Origin of the sequence: Isoptericola maris (genome assembly GCF_048065335.1) — a bacterium.
GTDB lineage: Bacteria > Actinomycetota > Actinomycetes > Actinomycetales > Cellulomonadaceae > Isoptericola > Isoptericola rhizosphaerae.
This window is the reverse complement of record NZ_JBLUNY010000001.1, coordinates 820181-841906: the sequence shown is the minus strand read 5'-3', so window position 1 is coordinate 841906 and position 21726 is coordinate 820181. Positions and strand designations below refer to the sequence as shown.

The window sequence follows — 21726 nt, the reverse complement described above, 5'->3', positions numbered from 1 at the left end:
ACAGGACCAACGACTGTCGCAGCTGACCGGTACTAATAAGCCAACAACTTCAACACAACACACTTGCATGCACGCGTCCACTGTGCGGTTCCCGAGAAACGGGCACCACCCCACCCACCCCCACCACAGGGCAGGTCGGGCACCCACACAACTCGACAACGTTACGGCGGTCACAGCGAAGGGGAAACGCCCGGTCCCATACCGAACCCGGAAGCTCAGCCCTTCAGCGCCGATGGTACTGCCCTGGAGACGGGGTGGGAGAGTAGGACGCCGCCGGACACCCTTCACAGCCAGGCCCCCCACACCACACGGTGCGGGGGGCCTCGCTGCATACCCCCGACAACGTGCTCGGCGCGCATGGCACTGTTCACAAGGATGTGACGCCACGGCGCCCGGAAGAGCACCCGGGGACCATTAGACTTGCGGTCATGTCCACCATCTCCCGTGACGAGGTCGCGCGTGTCGCCGCGCTGGCGCGGATCGAGCTGCGCCCGGACGAGCTCGACCGGCTCGCCGGCGAGCTCGACGTGATCGTCGATTCCATCGCCAAGGTGAGCGAGGTCGCGACCCCCGAGGTCCCTGCCACGAGCCATCCGCTCCCGTTGTCCAACGTCTTCCGGGCGGACGAGCCCGTCCCCTCGCTGCCCGTCGCCGACGTGCTGGCGGGTGCGCCGGAGGCAGAAGACGGTCGGTTCGCCGTGCCGCAGATCCTGGGGGAGGAGTGACATGACCGACCTGACCAGACTGTCGGCGTCCGCGATCGCCGAGAGGCTCCGCGCCGGCGAGGTGACGAGCGTCGAGGTGACGCAGGCGTACCTCGACCGCATCGCCGCCGTCGAGCCCGCGGTGCACGCCTACCTGCACGTCTCCGCCGAGGATGCGCTCGCCACCGCGCGCAACGTCGATGCGCGCCGGGCTGCGGGCGAGACGCTGCACCCGCTGGCCGGTGTCCCGATCGCTGTGAAGGACGTCGTGGTGACCCAGGGCATGCCGTCGACGGCGGGCTCGAAGATCCTCGAGGGATGGGTCCCGCCGTACGACGCGACGCTCGTCGAGCGCATCCGTGCCGCCGGCATGCCGATCCTCGGCAAGACCAACATGGACGAGTTCGCCATGGGCTCGTCGACGGAGCACTCGGCCTACGGCAACACGCACAACCCGTGGGACCTGGAGCGTATCCCCGGTGGCTCCGGCGGCGGGTCGGCGGCTGCCGTGGCGGCCTTCGCCGCTCCGCTGGCCGTCGGGACGGACACCGGTGGTTCGATCCGCCAGCCGGGCGCCGTGACCGGCACGGTCGGCGTGAAGCCGACCTACGGGAGCGTCTCGCGGTACGGGCTGATCGCCCTGGCCTCGAGCCTCGACCAGGCCGGGCCCGTGACCCGCACGGTCCTGGACTCCGCGCTGCTGCACGAGCTGATCGGTGGGCACGACCCCCGCGACTCGACCTCCATCCCCGAGCCCTTGCCGGACCTCGTCGAAGCTGCCCGCCAGGGCTCGCTCGGCGACCTGACCGGCCTCCGCGTCGGCGTCGTCGAGCAGCTCCAGGGCGAGGGCTACCAGCCCGGTGTCCAGGCACGCTTCGAGGAGTCGCTCGAGCTGCTCGAGGAGGCCGGGGCGGAGATCGTCCAGGTCTCCTGCCCGCACTTCGAGTACGCGCTGGCCGCCTACTACCTCATCCTGCCGGCCGAGGCGTCGAGCAACCTCGCCAAGTTCGACGGCATGCGGTTCGGCCTGCGCGTCGAGCCCGAGGAAGGCCCGGTCACCGCCGAACGCGTCATGGCCGCGACCCGTGGGGCGGGGTTCGGCGACGAGGTCAAGCGCCGCATCATCCTGGGCACGTATGCCTTGAGCGCCGGCTACTACGACGCGTACTACGGCAGCGCGCAGAAGGTGCGGACGCTGATCCAGCGCGACTTCGACGCGGCGTTCGAGCAGGCCGACGTGCTCGTCTCCCCGACGGCGCCCACGACGGCGTTCAAGCTCGGCGAGAAGCTCGACGACCCGCTGGCCATGTACCTCAACGACGTCGCCACGATCCCGGCGAACCTCGCGGGCGTACCGGGCATCTCGGTGCCGAACGGCCTGTCGGTCCCGCCGGAGGGTGGCCCCGGCCTGCCGACCGGGTTCCAGGTGCTCGCCCCGGCGAAGGCGGACGACCGCCTCTACCGCGTCGGCGCCGCGCTCGAGGCCGCCCTCGAGGCGCGCTGGGGCGGCCCGCTGCTCGATCGCGCACCCGAGCTCGGCTGACCCACGAAGGAGATGACTGTGACCCAGATGGTCGACTACGCCGACGCGGTCCGCCGGTACGACCCGGTGCTCGGCATCGAGGTGCACGTCGAGCTCGGCACCCGCACCAAGATGTTCTGCGCGGCCGAGGCCTCGTTCGGCGCGGAGCCCAACACCCAGACGACGCCGGTGAGCCTCGGGCTGCCCGGTGCGCTCCCGGTCGTCAACGGCACGGCGGTGGAGTACGCGATCCGGATCGGCCTGGCGCTGAACTGCCAGATCGCGGAGTCGTGCCGGTTCGCCCGGAAGAACTACTTCTACCCGGACGTGCCGAAGAACTTCCAGACCTCCCAGTACGACGAGCCGATCGCGTTCGACGGCTGGCTCGACGTCGAGCTCGAGGACGGCACGATCCACCGCGTCGAGATCGAGCGCGCGCACATGGAGGAGGACGCCGGCAAGAACACGCACGTCGGTGGCTCCACGGGCCGTATCCACGGCGCGGAGTACTCGCTCGTGGACTACAACCGGGCGGGGATCCCGCTGGTGGAGATCGTCACCAAGCCGATCACCGGCGTGGGGGACCGCGCACCAGAGGTCGCGCGTGCCTACGTGCAGGCCTTGCGCGACATCTTCCGCGTGCTCGACGTGTCCGAGGCCAAGATGGAGCGGGGCAACGTTCGCGCCGACGTCAACGTGTCGCTGCGGCCCACGCCGGGGTCCCCGCTCGGCACCCGCACGGAGACCAAGAACGTGAACTCGTTCCGGTCGGTGGAGCGGGTGGTCCGGCACGAGATCTCCCGCCAGGCGGGGGCGCTCGACGCCGGCGAGACGATCGTCCAGGAGACGCGGCACTGGCACGAGGACACGGGCACCACCACCTCGGGTCGTGTGAAGTCCGACGCCGAGGACTACCGATACTTCCCCGAGCCGGACCTGGTCCCCGTCGAGCCGTCGCGGGCCTGGGTCGAGGAGATCCGCACGACCCTTCCCGAGCTGCCGCAGGCGCGTCGCCGCCGGCTGCAGACGGAGTGGGGGTACGCCGACGCCGAGATGCGGGACGTCGTCAACGCCGGAGCGATCGAGCTCATCGAGGCGACCATCGCCGCGGGGTCCAGCCCGGCCGCCGCCCGCAAGTGGTGGATGGGCGAGCTGGCCCGGCGCGCGAAGCAGGACGAGCGGGAGCTGGCGGACCTGCCGATCACCCCCGCGCAGATCGGCGAGCTCCAGGGACTCGTCGACTCCGGCCGGATCAACGACAAGATCGCCCGGCAGGTGCTCGACGGCGTGCTCGCCGGGGAAGGCGACCCGGAGGCGGTCGTCGTGTCGCGGAACCTCGAGATCGTGTCGGACGACGGCGCCCTGCTGGCTGCCATCGACGAGGCCCTCGCCGCCCAGCCCGACGTCGTGGAGAAGGTCCGCGGGGGCAACCAGGGGCCTGTCGGCGCCATCATCGGCGCCGTGATGAAGGCCACCAAGGGCCAGGCCGACGCGAAGCGGGTGCGTGAGCTCGTCCTGGAGAGGATCGGGACGTGAGACCACCGCTGCTGCACGGGGAGATGATGCGGCTCCGACCGATGGTGGCGGGGGACGCGGACAGGCTCTGGGAGTCGCTGCACGATCCGGAAGGCATGCGCCTGTCCGGGACGACGGCGAGGTTCACGCGGACGCAGATCGATGAGTGGGCGGCCACCGTCGGCGACCGCGAGGGCCGCTACGACTGGGCGATCACCCCCGGTGCGGTGCGCGACGGCGAGCTGGTCAGCGACGAGATGATCGGCGAGATCGTCCTGAACGAGCTGGACGACGTCTCGCGCAGCGCGAACCTGCGCCTGCAGATGCTGCCCGACTACCGCGGTCGTGGGTACGGTCGCGAGGCGATCGAGCAGGTGCTGACGTTCGCCTTCCTCGGCGTGCCGGACGACCCTGGCCCGCGGCTGCACCGGGTGGGCCTCGACGTGCTGAGCATCAACCCTCGGGCCAAGGCGCTGTACGCGTCGCTGGGCTTCGTCGAGGAGGGTCGCCTGCGAGAGGTCTACCGCGACGGCGGCACCTGGGCGGACGCGATCGTGATGAGCGTCCTGGAGGACGAGTTCCGCGACCACCAGGGCCGTGCGGGCTAGCAGCAGCGTGGTGGAAGGGTCTCAGGACCGTCCGCGCTGGAGGTCGTCGAGCGCGACACGTCGCTCGACGGCGTGGTCGACGATCGGCGCCGGGTAGTCCGAGGGCGGTTCGTCCAGTCGCCACGGCTCCTGCACCCGGTCCGCCGGGACGTCCCGCAGCTCCGGGACCCAGCGCCGGACGTACACGCCGTCGGGGTCGAACTTCTTGCCCTGGGTCACCGGGTTGAAGATGCGGAAGTAGGGCGCCGCGTCGTGCCCGGTACCGGCGACCCACTGCCAGTTGAGCTGGTTCTGGGACACGTCGCCGTCGACGAGGTGCGCCATGAAGTGCGCCGCACCCTGCTGCCAGCGCACGTGCAGGTCCTTGACCAGGAACGACGCCACGACCATCCTGACCCGGTTGTGCATCCACCCCGTGGCCAGGAGCTGGCGCATGCCGGCGTCCACGAACGGGTAGCCCGTGCGGCCTGCCGCCCAGGCCGTGAGCCGCTCCTGCTCCGCGTCGCCCCGGGCCCAGGTGTCCTCGGCGACGACGGTGCGCAGCGAACGCGTGCGGGCGAGCGGCTGATGGTGCAGCACGTCGGCGTGGAACTCCCGCCAGGACAGCTCTGAGCGGAACGTCGCGACGTCGTCGGCGGGAACGCCGTCCGACCGGGCGGCCGCGAGGTCGGCGAGCATCGTGCGGGGGTGGATCTCACCCCAGCGCAGGTGCACCGACATCGCCGAGGTGCCGGCGAGGTCGGGGCGGTCACGGTTCTCGGCGTAGCCTCGCAGCTTTTCCCGCAGGAACTCCCGCCATCGCCGGTGTGCGGCGGCCTCCCCGGCGCGGGGGAGCCGCGCGGTGGGCGCCGGGGCAGCGGGCAGCGGTTCCGCGGCGAGCTGGTGCCAGGGGACGCTGTGCGGGCGGTGAGCCGGTGCGCGCCAGCCGTGCTCGAGCCAGGCCCGACGGAAGGGCGTGAAGACCCGGTAGGGGGTGCCGCCGCCGGTGCGGAGCCGGCCGGGCGAGACGGCGTAGGCGGAGCCCGTCGCCACGAGACGTCGGCCGGCGGCCGCGAGCGCGGTGCCGACGGCGTCGTCGCGCCGCCGCCCGTACGGCTCGTGGCTCGCGGCGACGTGGACCTCGTCGGCGCCCACGTCCTGCGCGAGGTGCGGGACGACGACGCGCGGGTCCCCGTGCCGCACGACCAGCATTCCCGCGCAGGCCGCGTCCAGCGCTCGCAACGAGTCGAGCAGGTAGGCGAGCCGGTTGCTGCTCGCCCGCGACCACAGGGCGTCGTCGAGCACGTAGAGGGCGACGACGCCGGCATCGTCGGCGTGGGCCTGCTCGACGGCGGCGAGCAGGGCCGGGTTGTCGGCGAGCCGTAGGTCGCGACGGAACCACATCACGGTCGAGGGCACCGGACCACGGTAGTCCGGGTCCCGCGTCGCGGCCCGCGGTCGGCGGTCAGCGCAGCAGGGTGCGGGCGCCGGGTACCGGGGAGGCGGCCCAGGCGCGTCCGAGCCCCCAGGTGTCCCCGGCACGTGTCAGTGCCAGCGCCACCAGCAGCGCGGTGTACACGACGTGCTCGTCGACGAGCGGGTTGTGGGATCCGGCCGCGAACGGCCATGTCGACAGCCACAGGGACAGCATGAGCAGGCCGCCGGCGGCCGCGGCGACCCGCATCCCCACTCCGAGGAGCAGCGCCAGGCCCGTGCCGAGCATGCCGAGCATGTACAGCGCGTCGACGACCGGGCCCGAGACGGCTGCCAGGGACTGCGACAGCGGTCCGCTGGCGTGCTCCAGGTAGCCGGCCGTCGGCGACGTCCCGGTGGTCAGCCAGGCGGCCTCGGGCGGCGTGGCGTAGCCCAGGCCGAACGCCTTGTCGGCTACGGGCCACAGGAAGACGACGGAGAGCAGGAGGCGACAGCAGGCGAGCGCACGGCGGGCCGCGACGCTGGTCGCGGACGCTCCGGTGTCGTCGGCGACGGAGCGGGTGCTGGTCGGTGCGGAGATCGTGGCCATGGTGTCTCGTCCTCGTTCGTCGGATAACGGGCCTCCGCATCGTGAGCACCGGTGAGAGGCGGTGACCAGCGTCCGGCGCGAGGTGAAGCGTTTATGCGTACGGATCCGTCCACCTGGTGAAACGGTGAGGGACAATCCCGTACGCCCACGTCGCGGGACGGGTGTGCCGGTGCGGCGTACGACGGCGTACGCTGCGCGAGCGTGCCGCCTGCGGCACGCCGACGCACCGAAGGAGCAGTGACATGAGCCGCCCCCTGCGCTCCCGCACGTCCACCCACGGCCGCAACATGTCGGGCGCCCGCGCGCTGTGGCGCGCCACCGGTATGGGATCGGAGGACTTCGGGAAGCCGATCGTCGCGATCGCGAACTCCTACACCCAGTTCGTCCCCGGGCACGTCCACCTCAAGGACATGGGCGACCTCGTCGCCGGGGCGATCCAGGAGGCCGGCGGTGTGGCCAAGGAGTTCAACACGATCGCCGTCGACGACGGCATCGCGATGGGGCACGGCGGCATGCTCTACTCCCTGCCGAGCCGCGACCTCATCGCGGACTCGGTGGAGTACATGGTCAACGCGCACTGCGCGGACGCCCTGGTGTGCATCTCGAACTGCGACAAGATCACCCCGGGCATGCTGAACGCGGCGCTGCGGCTCAACATCCCGGTCATCTTCGTCTCGGGCGGGCCCATGGAGGCCGGCAAGGCGATCGTGGCCGACGGTGTCGCCAAGACCAGCCTCAACCTCATCAACGCGATCAACTACTCGGCGGACGACAACGTCTCCGACGATGCGCTGGCCAAGGTGGAGGAGGCGGCCTGCCCCACCTGCGGGTCCTGCTCCGGCATGTTCACCGCCAACTCCATGAACTGCCTCACCGAGGCGCTCGGCCTGTCGCTGCCGGGCAACGGCTCCACGCTGGCCACGCACGCCGCGCGCAAGGAGCTGTTCCTCGAGGCGGGCCGCACGATCGTGGACCTGGCCAAGCGGTACTACGACGACGAGGACGACTCCGCGGCGCCGCGGGGCATCGCCACGAAGGCGGCGTTCCACAACGCGATGGCGCTCGACGTCGCGATGGGCGGCTCGACCAACACGGTGCTGCACGTGCTCGCCGCCGCGCAGGAGGGCGAGATCGACTTCACCCTCGCGGACATCGAGGACATCAGCCGCCGCGTGCCGTGCCTGAGCAAGGTGGCCCCCAACCACCCGGACTACCACATGGAGGACGTGCACCGGGCGGGCGGCATCCCCGCCCTGCTGGGCGAGCTCCGCCGAGCCGGCCTCCTCGAGACCGACGTGACCAGCGTGCACACCCCGACGCTCGAGGCATGGCTGGACGACTGGGACATCCGCTCCGGCCGGCCGACGAGCCAAGCCCTGGAGCTGTTCCACGCCGCTCCGGGCGGTGTGCGCACCACCCAGGCGTTCTCGACGTCCAACCGGTGGGAGTCGCTCGACACCGACGCCGCCGAGGGCTGCATCCGCGACCTCGAGCACGCCTACACCGTCGAGGGCGGGCTCGCGGTGCTCCGCGGGAACCTTGCCGAGGACGGTGCCGTGTTCAAGACCGCGGGCGTGGATCCGGACGTCTTCCACTTCGTCGGCAAGGCCCTCGTGTGCGAGTCGCAGGAGGACGCGGTCGACAAGATCCTCACCAAGCAGGTCGAGCCGGGCCACGTCGTCGTCGTGCGCTACGAGGGCCCCGCCGGCGGACCGGGCATGCAGGAGATGCTCTACCCGACCTCCTTCATCAAGGGCCGAGGCCTGGGCAAGGTCTGCGCGCTGATCACCGACGGCCGGTTCTCCGGCGGGTCGAGCGGCATCTCGATCGGGCACGTCTCTCCCGAGGCGGCGGCGGGCGGTCTCATCGGCCTGGTCGAGGACGGCGACGAGATCGAGATCGACGTCGACTCGCGTGCCATCAGGCTCAATGTGCCCGACGCGGTGCTCGCCGAGCGCCGCGCCAAGATGGAGTCCTCGGAGAACCCGTGGCAGCCCGTGGACCGCGACAGGTACGTCTCGCCCGCGCTGCAGGCCTACGCCGCGATGGCGACGTCGGCCGACCGCGGTGCCGTGCGCGACGTCTCGCTGGTCACGCGACGCTGACCCCTCGCCCCGTGCCGCCGCCCGCCCTACGCTCGGGGCATGACGACGCCTGACATCAAGCCCCGCTCCCGCCAGGTCACCGACGGTCTGGAGGCCACCGCCGCGCGCGGGATGCTGCGCGCCGTCGGGCTCGGTGACGACGACTTCGCCAAGCCGCAGATCGGGGTGGCGAGCTCGTGGAACGAGATCACGCCGTGCAACCTGTCGCTCGACCGGCTCGCCGGCGCGGTGAAGAACGGCGTGCACGCGGGCGGCGGGTTCCCGCTGGAGTTCGGCACCATCTCCGTCTCGGACGGCATCTCGATGGGGCACGAGGGGATGCACTTCTCGCTCGTGAGCCGCGACGTCATCGCCGACTCGGTCGAGACGGTGATGCAGGCAGAGCGGCTGGACGGATCGGTGCTGCTCGCCGGTTGTGACAAGTCGTTGCCCGGCATGCTCATGGCGGCCGCCCGGCTCGACCTCGCCAGCGTCTTCCTCTACGCGGGCTCGATCATGCCGGGCTGGGTGAAGCTCTCGGACGGCACGGAGAAGGACGTCACGATCATCGACGCCTTCGAGGCGGTCGGTGCGTGCTCGCGCGGGCTCATGAGCCGCGAGGACGTGGACCGCATCGAACGGGCGATCTGTCCCGGGGAGGGCGCCTGCGGCGGGATGTACACCGCGAACACGATGGCCTCGGCCGCCGAGGCGCTCGGCATGTCGCTGCCCGGGTCGGCGGCCCCGCCGTCGGCCGACCGCCGCCGCGACACGTTCGCGCACGCCTCCGGCGAGGCGGTCGTGGAGATGCTGCGCCACGGCATCACCGCGCGGGACATCCTCACCAAGGAGGCGTTCGAGAACGCGATCGCCGTCGTCATGGCGTTCGGCGGGTCGACCAACGCCGTGCTGCACCTGCTCGCCATCGCGCACGAGGCGGAGGTCGACCTGACGCTCGGCGACTTCGACCGGGTCGCGAGCCGCGTGCCTCACCTGGGCGACCTCAAGCCGTTCGGGCGCTACGTCATGAACGACGTCGACCGCATCGGCGGCGTGCCGGTCATCATGAAGGCGCTGCTCGACGCCGGCCTGCTGCACGGTGACTGCCTGACGGTCACCGGCCGCACCGTGGCCGAGAACCTGGCGGAGATCGACCCGCCGGACCCGGACGGCAAGATCCTGCGGGCGCTCGCCGAGCCGATCCACCCGACCGGCGGCATCACGATCCTGCACGGGTCGCTCGCCCCGGACGGCGCGGTCGTCAAGAGCGCGGGCTTCGACTCGGACGTCTTCGAGGGCACCGCCCGGGTGTTCGAGCGCGAACGGTCGGCGCTCGACGCTCTGGAGGACGGCACGATCCAGGCCGGCGACGTGGTCGTCATCCGGTACGAGGGGCCGAAGGGCGGGCCCGGCATGCGCGAGATGCTGGCGATCACCGGGGCGATCAAGGGTGCCGGCCTGGGCAAGGACGTCCTGCTCATCACCGACGGCCGGTTCTCCGGCGGGACGACGGGGCTGTGCGTCGGGCACATCGCGCCCGAGGCGGTCGACGGCGGACCGATCGCGTTCGTGCGCGACGGCGACCGGATCCGCCTCGATGTCGCGGCCAAGACGCTCGACGTCCTCGTCGGCGACGCGGAGCTCGCCGCTCGTCGCGCCGCGGGCTGGGAGCCCGTGCCGCACGGCTACACCCGGGGCGTGCTCGCCAAGTACACGAAGCTGGTGCAGTCGGCGTCGCGCGGCGCGGTGCTGGGCTGAGACCGGCCGCGGGGGGACGTCCACCCGGAGCCGGTCGAGGTGCGGCACGCCGCAGTGAGGCCGCCGGGCGTCCGGTCGGCGGGCCGGCGGCTCGCGTCATAGCGTGGACCGCGGAGGTGTCACTCATGAGCGATGCGATCAGCGCGGCGGACTTCCGTGCGGCCGCCGGGACCGACGACTGGCGGGTGCTCGACCAGCGGGCCACCGCGACCTTCCGGACGGGCAGCTTCACCACCGGGGTGCAGCTCGTCGAGGCGATCGGTGAGCTGGCCGAGGCGGCGAACCATCACCCCGACGTCGACCTGCGCTACGGCACCGTCGTCGTGCGGCTGACGTCGCACGACGTCGGCGGGCTGAGCGAGCGGGACGTGGCGCTCGCGGTGCAGGTCTCGCAGGCCGCCCGCGAGCTCGACGTGCCGGCCGACGCGACGGCGGCGGCCGGGCTCACCATCGCGATCGACGTGCTCGACGGTGCGGCCGTGCAGCCGTTCTGGCGCGCCGTCCTCGGCTACGAGGAGATGACCGGGAGCGATCCCGACGACGCCGCCCCCGCGCTCGTCGACCCTGCGGGGTCGCGGCCGACCGTGTGGTTCCAACAGATGGACGCCCCTCGCGAGCAGCGCAACCGGATCCACCTCGACGTCTACGTCGGCACCGACGTCGCGGAGCAGCGGGTGGCCGACGCGGTGGCCGCGGGCGGACGGCTCGTGACGGACCGCTACGCACCGGCCTGGTGGGTGCTCGCCGACGCCGAGGGCAACGAGGCGTGCGTGTGCACGTGGCAGGAGCCCGCGGACCGCTGACCTGTGGACGGCCGGACGCCGGCCGGCCGTCGTCGCTACTCTGTCGCGGGTGCCCGTCAACGTCCAGCCGTCCCACCGGACCGCACCCTCACCGACGTCCACGACGGCGGTGATCGCCGGCATCGGCGTCCACCTGCCCGAACGCACCGTCGACGTCCGTGCCGCCGAGCTCGAGCTCGCCCGCCGCAACCCCGGTGCCGTCCCGCGGGTGCCGATGGTGTCCCGGCTGACCGGGGTGCGCCAGGTGCACGTCCTGCCCGACTCCTGGGACGCGTCCGACCTCGCCGTCGCCGCCGCCGAGAAGCTGCTCGCCGCGGAGGGCGTCGCGGCCGAGGAGATCGACCTGCTGCTGTTCGCCTCGGCGACCCAGGACATGATCGAACCGGCGACGAGCCACATCGTCGCGGCGAAGCTGGGCATCCGTGCGCCGGTGATGGACGTCAAGAACGCGTGCAACTCGGTGCTGAACGGGATCGAGGTCGCCGAGGCGCTCATCGGGGCCGGGCGGTACGCCACGGTGCTCGTCGCCTGCGGCGAGGCGCCCACGCGGGGCGTCCGTCACGACGTGCCGGACCGGGCCACCTACCTGCTCTCCGCGCCCGGCTACACGATGTCCGACGCCGGAGCAGCGGTCCTCGTGCGCAGGGCCACCCCCGAGGAGGCGGGCGCACGGGACGAGCAGGGCCGGCCGGCACCGCGCGGGATCCTCGCGAGCGCCTTCGGCGCGGACTCGACGCGCTGGGACGTCGGCATGCTCCCGGGCGGCGGCACGGCCCACCCGCGGGACCCGGAGCGGACCTATTTCGAGATCGACGGATCGCGCCTGCGCGAGGCGTTCCTCGCGCTCGGGCCGGACGTCGTCCTGCGGGCGCTGGCGCAGGCCGGGGTCACCTGGGACGACGTCGCCCTCGTCGCGGTCCACCAGGTGGCGGTCGGCTACCTCGAGGACGTCCGGGTCGCGCTCGGGCTGCCCCCGGGGCGCACCGTCGTCACGGTCGCCCAGCATGGCAACGTGGCGTCCGCCTCCTTGCCGCTGCAGGTCCGCACCGCCCTCGACGCGGGCCGGGTCGGGCCCGGGGACCTGGTGGTCCTGGTGGGGCTCGCCGGGGGCATCAGCATCGGCGCGACGGTCGTGCGGCTGTGAGCGGCGACCGGCACACCCTGGTGCCCCCGGGCCTGCAGCGGCTGGCCGTGATCGTCCCGGCTCGCGACGAGGTGCACGGCATCGGTGCGACCCTGGCCGCACTGCGCGACCAGGAGGACGCGGACTTCGACCTCGTGGTGGTGGACAACGACTCGTCCGACGGGACCGGCGAGCTCGTGCGCGCCACGGCGAAGGACTGGGGGATGACGCGCTGGCGCGTGGTCGACGAGCTCCAGAAGGGCACCGGCGCGGCCGCGGACACGGGGATGCGTGCCGCGATCGCCGCCGGAGCGACGCATCTCGCGCGCACCGACGCGGACTGTCTGCCCCCGCCGGACTGGACCCGCCGCGTCCGGGAGGCGTTCGCCGTCGGACACGACCTCGTCGCCGGACGCCTGGTGCCGCGCACCGACGACCTCCCCGTCTCGCGCGTCCAGCAGGGCGTCCTGGCGACGGCGGTCGTCGTCGCGAGCACGTTCGGTCGGTTCCGGCCGGGCAACCAGGACCCGGCGTACCAAGGCCCGTACGTGATGGCCCCTGGCTGCAACATGGCGATCACCGCCGCCCTGTACGAGGCAGCCGGAGGCTTCCCGCGGACGGCGATCGAGGACGTCCACGAGGACCGTGCCCTCGTCAACGCCGTCCGCCGCCTCACGACGCGCTACGGCGCGCACCGCGAGGTCGTCGTGCGCGCCTCGACGCGCCGCGCGCACGCCTGGGGCCTGGTCCGCACGCTCGGCTGGTACGCCGACCACCGGTACCGGCCCGAGGTGGTGGACATCCGATGACGGCCGTGCGCTGGGAGGATCGGGTCCAGCGGGCGGCTCATCCGCTGGCCTACCCGGCGATCCGTGGGCTGCGGCGGCTCGGACCGGTCGTCCGGGTGCCCGGGATCGGGGTCGTCGTCTCCGACGCCGCGACGGCGCGCGAGGTGCTGCTCGACACGGACCGGTTCTCCAAGGTCGGCCCGGGTGCGCCGTCCGACCTGTGGACCCCTGTGCTGGGACCCTCGGTGCTGCTCAACATGGAGGGTGCCGACCACGCCCGCCTGCGCCGGACCCTCGCGGGGCTGTTCACCCCGCGCGCCGTGCGCGAGCTCGTCGCGGTGAGCGTGCCGGCCGCCCTGGCGGCGTTGCCGGAGCGGCTGCTGGCGGGCACGCGGGTCGACCTCGTCGACGAGACCGCAGCCATCGCCGGCACGGTGATCTGTGCGATGACCGGGCTGCCGCCCACGGACACCGCGGTGCGCGAGGCGATGTCGGCCGCCCAGTCCGTCGTGGGCATGGTGCGCCTGCACCGGCACAGCCTGACGCCCGCGCAGGTGCGCCACGCCCGTGCCGTGCTCGCACGGCTGTCGGAACCGGCGCGCGACGCCTACCGGGCCGGCGACCCTGCCACCGTCCCGGGGCGGATGCGCGAGCTGGGCCTCTCGGAGGCCGAGGCCCTCGGCGCCGTGGGGGCCTTCGTGCTCACCGGCACCGAGACGGTCCAGTCCTTCGTCCCGCGCCTGGTGGCGCTCGCGGCGGACACCGGCTGGCTCGACCGGCTGCTGGCCGCCGACCCGGCGACCTCGGAGGGCGCGACCCTGCGTGGTCGCGTGGTCGAGGAGGCGCTGCGCATCACGGCACCCACGCCCGCGATGCTGCGATCGGTGCGCGCGGAGGCGACCGTGGACCGGGTGCGCGTGCGGCCCGGCGACCGCGTCGTCATCGCGACGATCTCGTGCTGTCGCGACGCCGGACCGTTCGACCCGGGTGTCCCGGCCGACGCCGCTGTCCGGCACCTGTGGTTCGGCGCGGGGCCGCACTTCTGCCTCGGGATGCCCCTGGCCCTGGCCCAGGTCGACGCGGTGCTCGACGCCCTGCGGCCCGTCGCCGAGGCGCGACGCACCGTCACCGTCGTGGACCGGGCGGTCGCCCGCGGCGTCCTCATCCCCGCGTACCGCTCGTTGACGGTGGAGGCAGCATGACCGGATCGACCGACGCCCACCTGCTGGGCCCGGTCCTCGACCGTGGCGCTCCCGGGCACCTCGGCGCCGACGACGTCGCGCTGCGGCGATGGACCCGGGGCGGGCGGCGCGGGCCACGGGTGCGGGAGGAGGTCACCTACGGCGAGCTCGCGCAGCGGATCACCGCGACGGCGACGGCGCTCGGTGCTGACGGGCTCGAGGCGGGCGACCGCGCGCTGTTCTCGGTCCGTCCTCGTCCCGAGGGCGTCGTGCTGGCCCTGGGCGTCGTCCGTGCCGGGGGGACGGTCGTGTTCGTCGACCCGGGATCGACGCCGGAGCTGTTCGCCGCGCGCGTGGCCGCCGCCCGGCCGACGCTCGCGATCACCGAGTCGCTGCTCTACGCCGTCTCGCGGGGTCCGCTGCGTCGGCTCGCCCGCGCCCGGGGCACCCTGCTGCCGGACTACGCCACGCTGCCCGTGCGGCACGTGCACGCCGGGCTGTGGCTGCCGGGGGTCCCTCACCGCTCGCGCTCGGCCGGGTCCCTGGCCCGCGGTGTCCAGGACGGCGGCGCGCTGCCGAGCCTCGACCCGCAGCGCGACGCCCTGGTCGTGTTCACCTCGGGCACGACGGCGCAGCCGCGTGCCGTGGTGCACAGCGCAGGGTCGCTGCTGGCCGGGTGCGACCTGCTGCGGGAGGTGTTCGACCTCGCCCCGGGGGACGTCGTGCACACCGACCAGATGCTCCTGGGCATGCCCGCGCTGCTCGCCGGCGCGACCTGGTCGATCCCCGCGGACCCGCCGGGTCGGGACGTGGTGGCCTTCGGGCGGTGCCTGGCCGACGCCGCGGGGACCTACCTCGTGCCCGCGGACGTCACCGCCCTGCTCGACGCCGTCGAGGCCGGCCGGCTGCCCGCTCGCGGGCCCCGGGTCGCGCTCGTCGGGGGAGCGCCGGTCACGCGCGCGCTGCTCGACCGGGCGGCCAGGGTGCTGCCCGGCACGCGGTGGGTCGGTGTCTACGGGATGACCGAGATCTTGCCGGTCGCCGTCGTCGAGGCGGGCGACAAGCTCGCGTTCGAGGGCGACGGGGACCTGGTGGGTCGCCCGCTGCCCCGGGTGGTCGCGCGGCTGGAACCCGTCGAGGGCACGCAGGACGACGGCGTCGGTGAGCTGGTGCTCGGCGGACCCTCGCTCATGGCCGGCTACCTGCACGACCTCGACGGTGCGGGGGCCGCGGTGCGGGCGACCGAGCACCGCACCGGTGATCTCGCCCGGTTCGAGCCCGACGGGCGGGTCGTGCTCGTGGGACGCACGCGCGACATGATCATCCGTGGCACGACGAACATCTACCCCGGGCTGTACGAGCCGCGGATCGCGGCCCTCGACGGGGTCGGCGAGGCGGTGCTCGTCGGCGTGCCCCGCACCGACGGGGACGAGGTGGTCGTGCTCGTCGTCACATCGGCGCAGTCATCCGCCGACGCCGCGACGCAGCTGGCTCTCGACCCCGGCCACCCGCTCGTCGCGCGGGTGCGCGCCGCCCTGCCGGGCGTGGTCGACCACGACGCGCTGCCCGACGTCGTGCTGCACGCCACGCACGTCCCGACGGCCGGCCGCAGCCGCAAGCCCGACCGGCAGGCGCTCGTGCGCGCGGCGGCCCGCCGACCGGCCGGCCGGCCGGCCGCGGAGGTCCCGTGAGGATCGCCGTGACCGGGGCGTCCGGGTTCGTCGGGGGCGCGGTCGCCCGGGACGCCGTCGCGCGCGGCCACGAGGTGTGGACCTACTCTCGTCGGCCGGACGGGATCCACGGTGCCCGGCATCGCCGGTGGGACCTCACCGACGGGCCGCTGGGGGACGCCCCCGCCGTCGACGTGGTCGTGCATGCCGGTGCGGTGGTCTCGGACTGGTCCGACCTCGGCGTGGCGCGCGCCGTCAACGTCGCCGGCACCCGCGCGGTGCGCGAGACGTTCGGCGACGCCCGGTTTGTCCACGTCTCCTCCGGGAGCGTCTACGACCCCTTCACGCCCAGCGTGCGGGCCGAGGAGTCCGAGGCGCCGGTCGACCACTACCTCGAGCCGTACGGTCGCACGAAGGCCGAGGCCGAGCAGTACCTGTTCGACGACGTGCGCCGCGACGTCCGGGGCGGCGTCGTGATCCTGCGACCGCACGCCGTCTACGGCCCTGGTGACGGCACGCTCCTGCCGCGGATCGAGGCGGCCGTGCGCGGCGGGTTCCTGGTCCTGCCCGGCGGTGGGCGGGTGCGCCAGTCGTTGACCCACGTCGAGACCCTGCTCGCGGCGGTGCGGTCTGCTGCCACGATCGAGGACGGGGCCCTCGCGGCGGCCTGCCCGGCCACCGACGGCGGCGCGGTACCGCTGGTGGTCAACGTGGCCGACGCCGAACCGGTCGTGCTGCGCGACGCCGTCGTCGACGTGCTCCGGCGCCGTGGGGTGCGGGTCCGCGTGGTCGCCGTGCCGACCCGCGCCGCGGCTGACGCGGTACGCACTGAGCCATCTCGCCACGGAGCGGACCTACCACCTGAGGGTGCTGCGGGAGGTGCTGGGCGTCATCCCCGCTCCCACGTCGTTCGCCGGTGCCGAGCACTGGTGATCTGGCAGGGTGTGCCCCATGGGAAAGGTTCACGAGCGCATCGACGACCGGCTCCGATCGTTCGTCGAGGCGCAGCACGTCTTCTTCGTCGGCACGGCGCCGTTGTCCGGCGAGGGTCGCGTCAACGTGTCTCCCAAGGGCGTCGACGGGTCCTTCGTGGTGCTCGACGACCACACCGTCGCCTACCTGGACATCACTGCGTCGGGCGCCGAGACCATCGCGCACCTGCGCGAGAACGGGCGCGTCACGCTGATGTTCTGCGCCTTCGCCGGGCCGCCGAACGTCGTGCGCCTGCACGGCCGCGGCCGGGTGGTGAGCCTGTACGACGCCGGGTTCGACGAGCTCGTCGAGCACTTCTCGGAGCGGCGCGGGGCGCGTGCCGTCATCGTGGTCGACGTGGACCGGGTCTCCGACTCCTGCGGGTACGGCGTCCCGCTGTACGACCACGCGGGGGAGCGGGACCTGCTGCCCGGCTACATGGACCGCAAGGGGCCCGACGGGCAGGCGGAGTACCGCCGACGCAAGAACCGCACGAGCATCGACGGTCTGCCGGCGTTCGACGACGATCCGGACACCACGGTGTCCACGATGCGGGACGGTCGGACCACGGCGTGACATCCATCGTCCGACGGCGTAACGTGCGTCACGTGCAGACGATTCTCCTTGTAGTACTTCCTGAGCGCGCCGGCTGAGCCCACGCACAGGCTTCGTCAGCGCGCTCACCCCTCGTCAGTCCCCAGGCACCGGGACCGGGGGGTTTTTCATTGCACAGATTCCTTGGATCCACCCGATCGAGCGGCAGGAGAGACCCCATGGGCCAGCCGAACCCGACACCAGCCCAGGTGGCTGCACGCACCGCGCCGCGCGGCGTCGACCGCGCGGTAGGCGAGCAGGTCACGGGCGCGCAGTCGATCGTCCGGTCGCTCGAGGCCGTCGGGGTCGAGAACGTCTTCGGGATCCCTGGTGGCGCGGTCCTGCCGCTGTACGACCCGCTGATGGACTCGCAGAAGGTGCGCCACATCCTGGTGCGTCACGAGCAGGGCGGCGGCCACGCAGCCTCCGGCTACGCGCACGCCACCGGCAAGGTCGGCGTCACCATGGCGACGTCGGGCCCCGGTGCGACCAACCTGGTCACGCCGCTCGCTGACGCCAACATGGACTCCATCCCGATGGTCGCGATCACCGGTCAGGTCGCCGAGTCGCTGATCGGCACCGACGGTTTCCAGGAGGCGGACATCGTCGGCATCACGATGCCGGTCACGAAGCACTCGTACCTGGTGACGGACCCGGACGAGATCCCGCGCACCATCGCCGAGGCGTTCCACATCGCCTCGACCGGGCGCCCCGGGCCCGTCCTCGTCGACATCGCGAAGTCCGCCATGCAGGAGCGCACCACCTTCTCGTGGCCGCAGGAGCTCGCGCTGCCCGGCTACCACCCGGTCACCAAGCCGCACGCCAAGCAGATCCGCGAGGCCGCGAAGCTGCTCGCCACCGCCCGGCGCCCGGTGCTGTACGTGGGCGGCGGTGTCATCCGGTCGGGCGCCTCGGCGGCGCTGCGGCGCCTGGTCGACACCTCCGGCGCCGCGGTCGTCACCACGCTCATGGCCCGCGGCTCGGTGCCGGACTCGCATCCGCAGCACCTGGGCATGCCCGGCATGCACGGCACGGTGCCCGCCGTGGCGGCCCTGCAGAAGGCGGACCTCGTGGTGGCGCTCGGCGCCCGGTTCGACGACCGTGTCACCGGCAAGCTGTCGAGCTTCGCGCCCCACGCCGCCGTCGTCCACGCGGACATCGACCCGGCCGAGATCGGCAAGAACCGCGCCGTGGACGTCCCCATCGTCGGAGACCTGCGGGAGGTGATCGAGGACCTGGTGCCCGCCCTGCAGGCCGAGCACGAGCGGACGGGCAAGCCCGACGTCGAGGCGTGGTGGCACCAGATCGACACCTGGCGCGAGACCTATCCGCTGGGCTTCTCCGCGACGGCGGACGGTCATCTCGCCCCGCAGCACGTGATCTCTCGGCTCGGCGAGATCGTCGGGCCGGACGGCATCTACGTCGCCGGCGTGGGCCAGCACCAGATGTGGGCGGCGCAGTTCATCCGGTACGAGCGCCCGAACACGTGGATCAACTCCGGCGGGCTGGGCACCATGGGCTACTCCGTGCCCGCGGCCATGGGGGCCAAGGTCGGCGAGCCCGACCGGGACGTGTGGGCGATCGACGGCGACGGCTGCTTCCAGATGACCAACCAGGAGCTGGCCACCTGTGCGATCAACGACATCCCGATCAAGGTCGCGCTGATCAACAACAGCTCGCTCGGCATGGTGCGGCAGTGGCAGACGCTGTTCTACGACGAGCGCTACTCCAACACCGACCTGCACACGGGCCACGACACGGTGCGGATCCCGGACTTCGTCAAGCTGGCCGAGGCGTACGGCTGCGTCGGCATCCGGGTCGAGCACGAGTCCGAGGTGGACGACGCCATCAAGAGGGCGAACGAGATCGACGACCGGCCCGTCGTCGTCGACTTCAACGTCTCGCGCGACGCGATGGTGTGGCCCATGGTCGCGGCCGGCGTGAGCAACGACGACATCCAGTACGCGCGCGGCATCTCGCCCGCCTGGGAACGCGAAGACTGAGTGAGGACGGAACCATGACGCGACACACGCTCTCCGTGCTGGTGGAGGACAAGCCCGGCGTCCTGACGCGCGTCGCGGGACTGTTCGCCCGCCGCGCCTTCAACATCCACTCGTTGGCCGTGGGCCCCACCGAGCACGAGGAGATCTCCCGGATCACCGTCGTGGTCGACGTGGAGGAGCACCCGCTCGAGCAGGTCACCAAGCAGCTGAACAAGCTCGTGCACGTCATCAAGATCGTCGAGCTCGACGCCGAGGTGTCCGTGCAGCGCGAGCTGCTCCTGGTCAAGGTCAAGGCGGACGCCGCGACCCGTTCCGGGGTGCTCGAGGTCGTCGAGCTGTTCCGCGCGCACGTCGTCGACGTGGTCCCGGAGACGGTCGTCATCGAGGCGACCGGGACGAGCGCCAAGCTCGACGCGCTGCTGGCGGCGCTCGCCCCGTTCGGGGTCCGCGAGATCGTCAAGTCCGGGACCCTCGCCGTCGGGCGCGGGTCACGATCCATCACCGACCGGGCCCTGGAACGGGTGCGCAGCGCCTGAGACGCTGGCGCCACCTTCCCCCGACGCCTGGCACCATCGACCCCGACACCACCCCGACGCGAACCACCCGAGAAAGAGGAGCACCACCGTGGCTGAGATGTTCTACGAGGACGCCGCCGACCTGTCCATCATCCAGCAGCGCAAGGTCGCGGTCATCGGCTACGGCAGCCAGGGCCACGCCCACGCGCTCAACCTGCGCGACTCCGGCGTCGACGTCCGGGTCGGCCTGCGCGCCGGCTCGTCGTCGCAGCAGAAGGCCGAGAACGAGGGGCTCAAGGTCCTGCCGGTCGCCGACGCGGTCAAGGAGGCCGACGTCGTCGTGATCCTCGCCCCGGACCAGGTCCAGCGGGACCTGTACCGCGACGAGATCGCCCCGAACCTGACCGAGGGCAGCGCGCTGGTCTTCGGTCACGGCTTCAACATCCGCTTCGGCTACATCAAGCCCGAGGCCGGCCACGACGTGCTCATGGTCGCGCCCAAGGGGCCGGGCCACCTCGTGCGTCGCGAGTACGTCGACGGCCGTGGCGTGCCGGTGATCGTCGCCGTCGAGCAGGACGCCTCCGGCTCGGCCTGGGACCTCGCGCTGTCGTACGCGGCCGGCATCGGCGGCCTGCGCGCCGGTGGCATCAAGACCACGTTCACCGAGGAGACCGAGACCGACCTGTTCGGTGAGCAGGCCGTGCTCTGCGGCGGGACGTCGCAGCTCGTCCAGTACGGCTTCGAGACCCTCACCGAGGCGGGCTACCAGCCCGAGGTCGCCTACTTCGAGGTGCTGCACGAGCTCAAGCTCATCGTCGACCTCATGGTCGAGGGTGGCCTGGCCAAGCAGCGCTGGTCGATCTCCGACACCGCGGAGTACGGCGACTACGTCTCCGGGCCCCGGGTCATCTCGCCCGAGGTGAAGGAGAACATGAAGGCCGTGCTCGCCGACATCCAGTCGGGTGCCTTCGCCGAGCGCTTCATCGCCGACCAGGACAACGGCGGCCAGGAGTTCAAGGAGCTGCGCGCCAAGGGCGAGGCGCACCCCATCGAGACGACCGGTCGCGAGCTGCGCAAGATGTTCGCGTGGATCAAGCCCGCTGACTCCGACTACCAGGAGGGCAGCGCCGCTCGCTGACACCACCCCTGTCACGAGCGACGCGTGCGGCCGCCACCCCGACCCCGGGGTGGCGGCCGCGCGTGCTCCCGGCCCCCGGCGGGGCCCGGCCCGGCGGGGGAGCGCCGTGGTGCCTGGCCTGGCAGGATGGCCGCATGACGGACGACGACGTGACGAGCGGCCACACCCCGCCGACCGGAGGGCAGCCGAGCGACGATCCCGGCAGCGGGCTGCCGCCGCTCGACGACACGGTGCAGGCCGAGGAGATCACCCGGTTCTGGGACACCGCCCGGCCGAGCGCCGGCCGGACCAGCCACGGTGGTTCGGTGGGCGAACGGGCCGAGAACGTCGTCCCGCCACCGGCGTGGGCCTTCGGGGACTCGCCGGCGTTGGCGAACGAGCTGCTGGAGCTCGTGCTCGAGGGCACGAAGACGGCGACGGCCTCGCTGGTCGTCGAGTACGAGAACGTCTCCGAGCAGCTTCCGCGCCGTGGCGATCTCTCGATCCTCCTCGACGGCGGGGGCGTGCCCCGGGCGCTGATCCGCACCACGGAGGTCGAGACGTTGCCGTTCGCCGAGGTCACGGCGGAGCATGCGTGGGCGGAGGGTGAGGACGACCGGTCGCTGGAGACGTGGCGCGAGCAGCACGAGCGCTACTGGCGGCGCACCCTCGCCGGCACCGACCACGAGTTCGACACGTCCGTCCCGGTGGTGTGCGAGCAGTTCGAGGTGCTGTACTCGGAGTGAGGCCCGCGCCCGCGGGCGTCG

Annotated in this window: 18 protein-coding genes, 1 rRNA gene and 1 pseudogene; 18 read left to right on the top strand and 2 right to left on the bottom strand. The window is 72.6% G+C overall.

Annotated features, from left to right (window positions below):
- Positions 1–162: 162 nt before the first annotated feature.
- The 5 genes from rrf (at position 163) to ACH5HR_RS04165 (ending at position 4349) form a co-directional block, all read left to right on the top strand.
- Positions 163–279 (top strand): 5S ribosomal RNA (rrf, locus tag ACH5HR_RS04185).
- Between the two features lie 149 nt (positions 280–428).
- Positions 429–725, top strand: a complete 297-nt coding sequence (gatC, locus tag ACH5HR_RS04180; RefSeq protein WP_402370795.1) for an Asp-tRNA(Asn)/Glu-tRNA(Gln) amidotransferase subunit GatC — start codon at positions 429–431, stop codon at positions 723–725.
- Between the two features lies 1 nt (position 726).
- Positions 727–2247 carry an Asp-tRNA(Asn)/Glu-tRNA(Gln) amidotransferase subunit GatA gene (gatA, locus tag ACH5HR_RS04175; protein ID WP_416476387.1) on the top strand — a complete coding sequence of 507 codons (1521 nt, stop codon included), beginning with the start codon at positions 727–729 and terminating at the stop codon, positions 2245–2247.
- 12 nt (positions 2248–2259) lie between these two features.
- Positions 2260–3762: an Asp-tRNA(Asn)/Glu-tRNA(Gln) amidotransferase subunit GatB gene (gatB, locus tag ACH5HR_RS04170; RefSeq protein WP_416476386.1), complete on the top strand. Its 1503-nt coding sequence runs from the start codon at positions 2260–2262 to the stop codon at positions 3760–3762.
- Positions 3759–4349, top strand: coding sequence for a GNAT family N-acetyltransferase (locus ACH5HR_RS04165; RefSeq protein ID WP_416476384.1), 591 nt, complete (start codon positions 3759–3761; stop codon positions 4347–4349). Before gatB ends, ACH5HR_RS04165 begins: the two co-directional genes overlap by 4 nt.
- A 21-nt stretch (positions 4350–4370) precedes the next feature.
- On the opposite strand, the gene ACH5HR_RS04160 is transcribed toward ACH5HR_RS04165, so the two are convergent.
- Positions 4371–5732: a cryptochrome/photolyase family protein gene (locus ACH5HR_RS04160; protein WP_416476417.1), complete on the bottom strand. Its 1362-nt coding sequence runs from the start codon at positions 5730–5732 to the stop codon at positions 4371–4373.
- 61 nt (positions 5733–5793) lie between these two features.
- Entirely contained in the window at positions 5794–6351 is a 558-nt protein-coding gene (locus tag ACH5HR_RS04155; RefSeq protein WP_416476382.1) for a DoxX family protein, read from the bottom strand.
- 242 nt (positions 6352–6593) lie between these two features.
- On the opposite strand from ACH5HR_RS04155, the gene ilvD (ACH5HR_RS04150) reads away from it, so the two are divergent.
- The 13 genes and pseudogenes from ilvD (ACH5HR_RS04150) (at position 6594) to ACH5HR_RS04090 (ending at position 21705) form a co-directional block, all read left to right on the top strand.
- Complete coding sequence (gene ilvD, locus ACH5HR_RS04150) at positions 6594–8456, top strand: dihydroxy-acid dehydratase (RefSeq protein WP_402370807.1); 1863 nt, start codon at positions 6594–6596, stop codon at positions 8454–8456.
- 39 nt (positions 8457–8495) lie between these two features.
- Entirely contained in the window at positions 8496–10193 is a 1698-nt protein-coding gene (gene ilvD, locus ACH5HR_RS04145) for a dihydroxy-acid dehydratase (protein WP_416476380.1), read from the top strand.
- A gap of 125 nt (positions 10194–10318) precedes the next feature.
- Positions 10319–10996, top strand: a complete 678-nt coding sequence (locus ACH5HR_RS04140) for a 4a-hydroxytetrahydrobiopterin dehydratase (RefSeq protein ID WP_416476379.1) — start codon at positions 10319–10321, stop codon at positions 10994–10996.
- A 49-nt stretch (positions 10997–11045) separates the two neighbouring features.
- Positions 11046–12140: a 3-oxoacyl-ACP synthase III family protein gene (locus tag ACH5HR_RS04135; RefSeq protein ID WP_416476377.1), complete on the top strand. Its 1095-nt coding sequence runs from the start codon at positions 11046–11048 to the stop codon at positions 12138–12140.
- Positions 12137–12928 (top strand): glycosyltransferase family 2 protein, encoded by a 792-nt coding sequence (locus ACH5HR_RS04130; RefSeq protein WP_402370815.1) that lies wholly within the window; start codon positions 12137–12139, stop codon positions 12926–12928. Before ACH5HR_RS04135 ends, ACH5HR_RS04130 begins: the two co-directional genes overlap by 4 nt.
- Positions 12925–14109 carry a cytochrome P450 gene (locus ACH5HR_RS04125; RefSeq protein ID WP_416476375.1) on the top strand — a complete coding sequence of 395 codons (1185 nt, stop codon included), beginning with the start codon at positions 12925–12927 and terminating at the stop codon, positions 14107–14109. The genes ACH5HR_RS04130 and ACH5HR_RS04125 overlap by 4 nt, the downstream gene beginning before the upstream one ends.
- Positions 14106–15779 carry a class I adenylate-forming enzyme family protein gene (locus ACH5HR_RS04120; protein WP_416476374.1) on the top strand — a complete coding sequence of 558 codons (1674 nt, stop codon included), beginning with the start codon at positions 14106–14108 and terminating at the stop codon, positions 15777–15779. The genes ACH5HR_RS04125 and ACH5HR_RS04120 overlap by 4 nt, the downstream gene beginning before the upstream one ends.
- Positions 15776–16333, top strand: a pseudogene (locus tag ACH5HR_RS04115) (NAD-dependent epimerase/dehydratase family protein); the annotation flags it as partial. The gene ACH5HR_RS04120 and the pseudogene ACH5HR_RS04115, both read left to right, overlap by 4 nt.
- 376 nt (positions 16334–16709) lie before the next feature.
- Entirely contained in the window at positions 16710–17306 is a 597-nt protein-coding gene (locus ACH5HR_RS04110; RefSeq protein WP_402370824.1) for a pyridoxamine 5'-phosphate oxidase family protein, read from the top strand.
- 197 nt (positions 17307–17503) lie between these two features.
- A complete protein-coding gene (locus ACH5HR_RS04105) occupies positions 17504–19327 on the top strand; it encodes an acetolactate synthase large subunit (protein ID WP_416476373.1) in 1824 nt (607 codons plus the stop codon).
- Positions 19328–19341: 14 nt separating this feature from the next.
- A complete protein-coding gene (ilvN, locus tag ACH5HR_RS04100) occupies positions 19342–19863 on the top strand; it encodes an acetolactate synthase small subunit (protein ID WP_416476372.1) in 522 nt (173 codons plus the stop codon).
- A gap of 88 nt (positions 19864–19951) precedes the next feature.
- Positions 19952–20980 carry a ketol-acid reductoisomerase gene (ilvC, locus tag ACH5HR_RS04095; protein WP_416476370.1) on the top strand — a complete coding sequence of 343 codons (1029 nt, stop codon included), beginning with the start codon at positions 19952–19954 and terminating at the stop codon, positions 20978–20980.
- A gap of 134 nt (positions 20981–21114) precedes the next feature.
- Positions 21115–21705: an ASCH domain-containing protein gene (locus ACH5HR_RS04090; RefSeq protein WP_416476368.1), complete on the top strand. Its 591-nt coding sequence runs from the start codon at positions 21115–21117 to the stop codon at positions 21703–21705.
- The last annotated feature ends 21 nt before the right edge of the window (positions 21706–21726 follow it).

Excerpts from the sequence above, each read along its gene's own strand:
- gatB (WP_416476386.1), top strand. The coding sequence starts at position 2,260 with ATGACTGTGACCCAGATGGTCGACTACGCCGACGCGGTCCGCCGGTAC.
- ilvD (WP_416476380.1), top strand. The coding sequence starts at position 8,496 with ATGACGACGCCTGACATCAAGCCCCGCTCCCGCCAGGTCACCGACGGT.
- ACH5HR_RS04120 (WP_416476374.1), top strand. The coding sequence starts at position 14,106 with ATGACCGGATCGACCGACGCCCACCTGCTGGGCCCGGTCCTCGACCGT.
- gatC (WP_402370795.1), top strand. The coding sequence starts at position 429 with ATGTCCACCATCTCCCGTGACGAGGTCGCGCGTGTCGCCGCGCTGGCG.
- ACH5HR_RS04105 (WP_416476373.1), top strand. The coding sequence starts at position 17,504 with ATGGGCCAGCCGAACCCGACACCAGCCCAGGTGGCTGCACGCACCGCG.
- ilvD (WP_402370807.1), top strand. The coding sequence starts at position 6,594 with ATGAGCCGCCCCCTGCGCTCCCGCACGTCCACCCACGGCCGCAACATG.
- ACH5HR_RS04090 (WP_416476368.1), top strand. The coding sequence starts at position 21,115 with ATGACGGACGACGACGTGACGAGCGGCCACACCCCGCCGACCGGAGGG.
- ACH5HR_RS04110 (WP_402370824.1), top strand. The coding sequence starts at position 16,710 with ATGGGAAAGGTTCACGAGCGCATCGACGACCGGCTCCGATCGTTCGTC.
- ilvN (WP_416476372.1), top strand. The coding sequence starts at position 19,342 with ATGACGCGACACACGCTCTCCGTGCTGGTGGAGGACAAGCCCGGCGTC.
- ACH5HR_RS04140 (WP_416476379.1), top strand. The coding sequence starts at position 10,319 with ATGAGCGATGCGATCAGCGCGGCGGACTTCCGTGCGGCCGCCGGGACC.
- ACH5HR_RS04155 (WP_416476382.1), bottom strand. The coding sequence starts at position 6,351 with ATGGCCACGATCTCCGCACCGACCAGCACCCGCTCCGTCGCCGACGAC.
- ACH5HR_RS04125 (WP_416476375.1), top strand. The coding sequence starts at position 12,925 with ATGACGGCCGTGCGCTGGGAGGATCGGGTCCAGCGGGCGGCTCATCCG.
- gatA (WP_416476387.1), top strand. The coding sequence starts at position 727 with ATGACCGACCTGACCAGACTGTCGGCGTCCGCGATCGCCGAGAGGCTC.
- ACH5HR_RS04160 (WP_416476417.1), bottom strand. The coding sequence starts at position 5,732 with ATGTGGTTCCGTCGCGACCTACGGCTCGCCGACAACCCGGCCCTGCTC.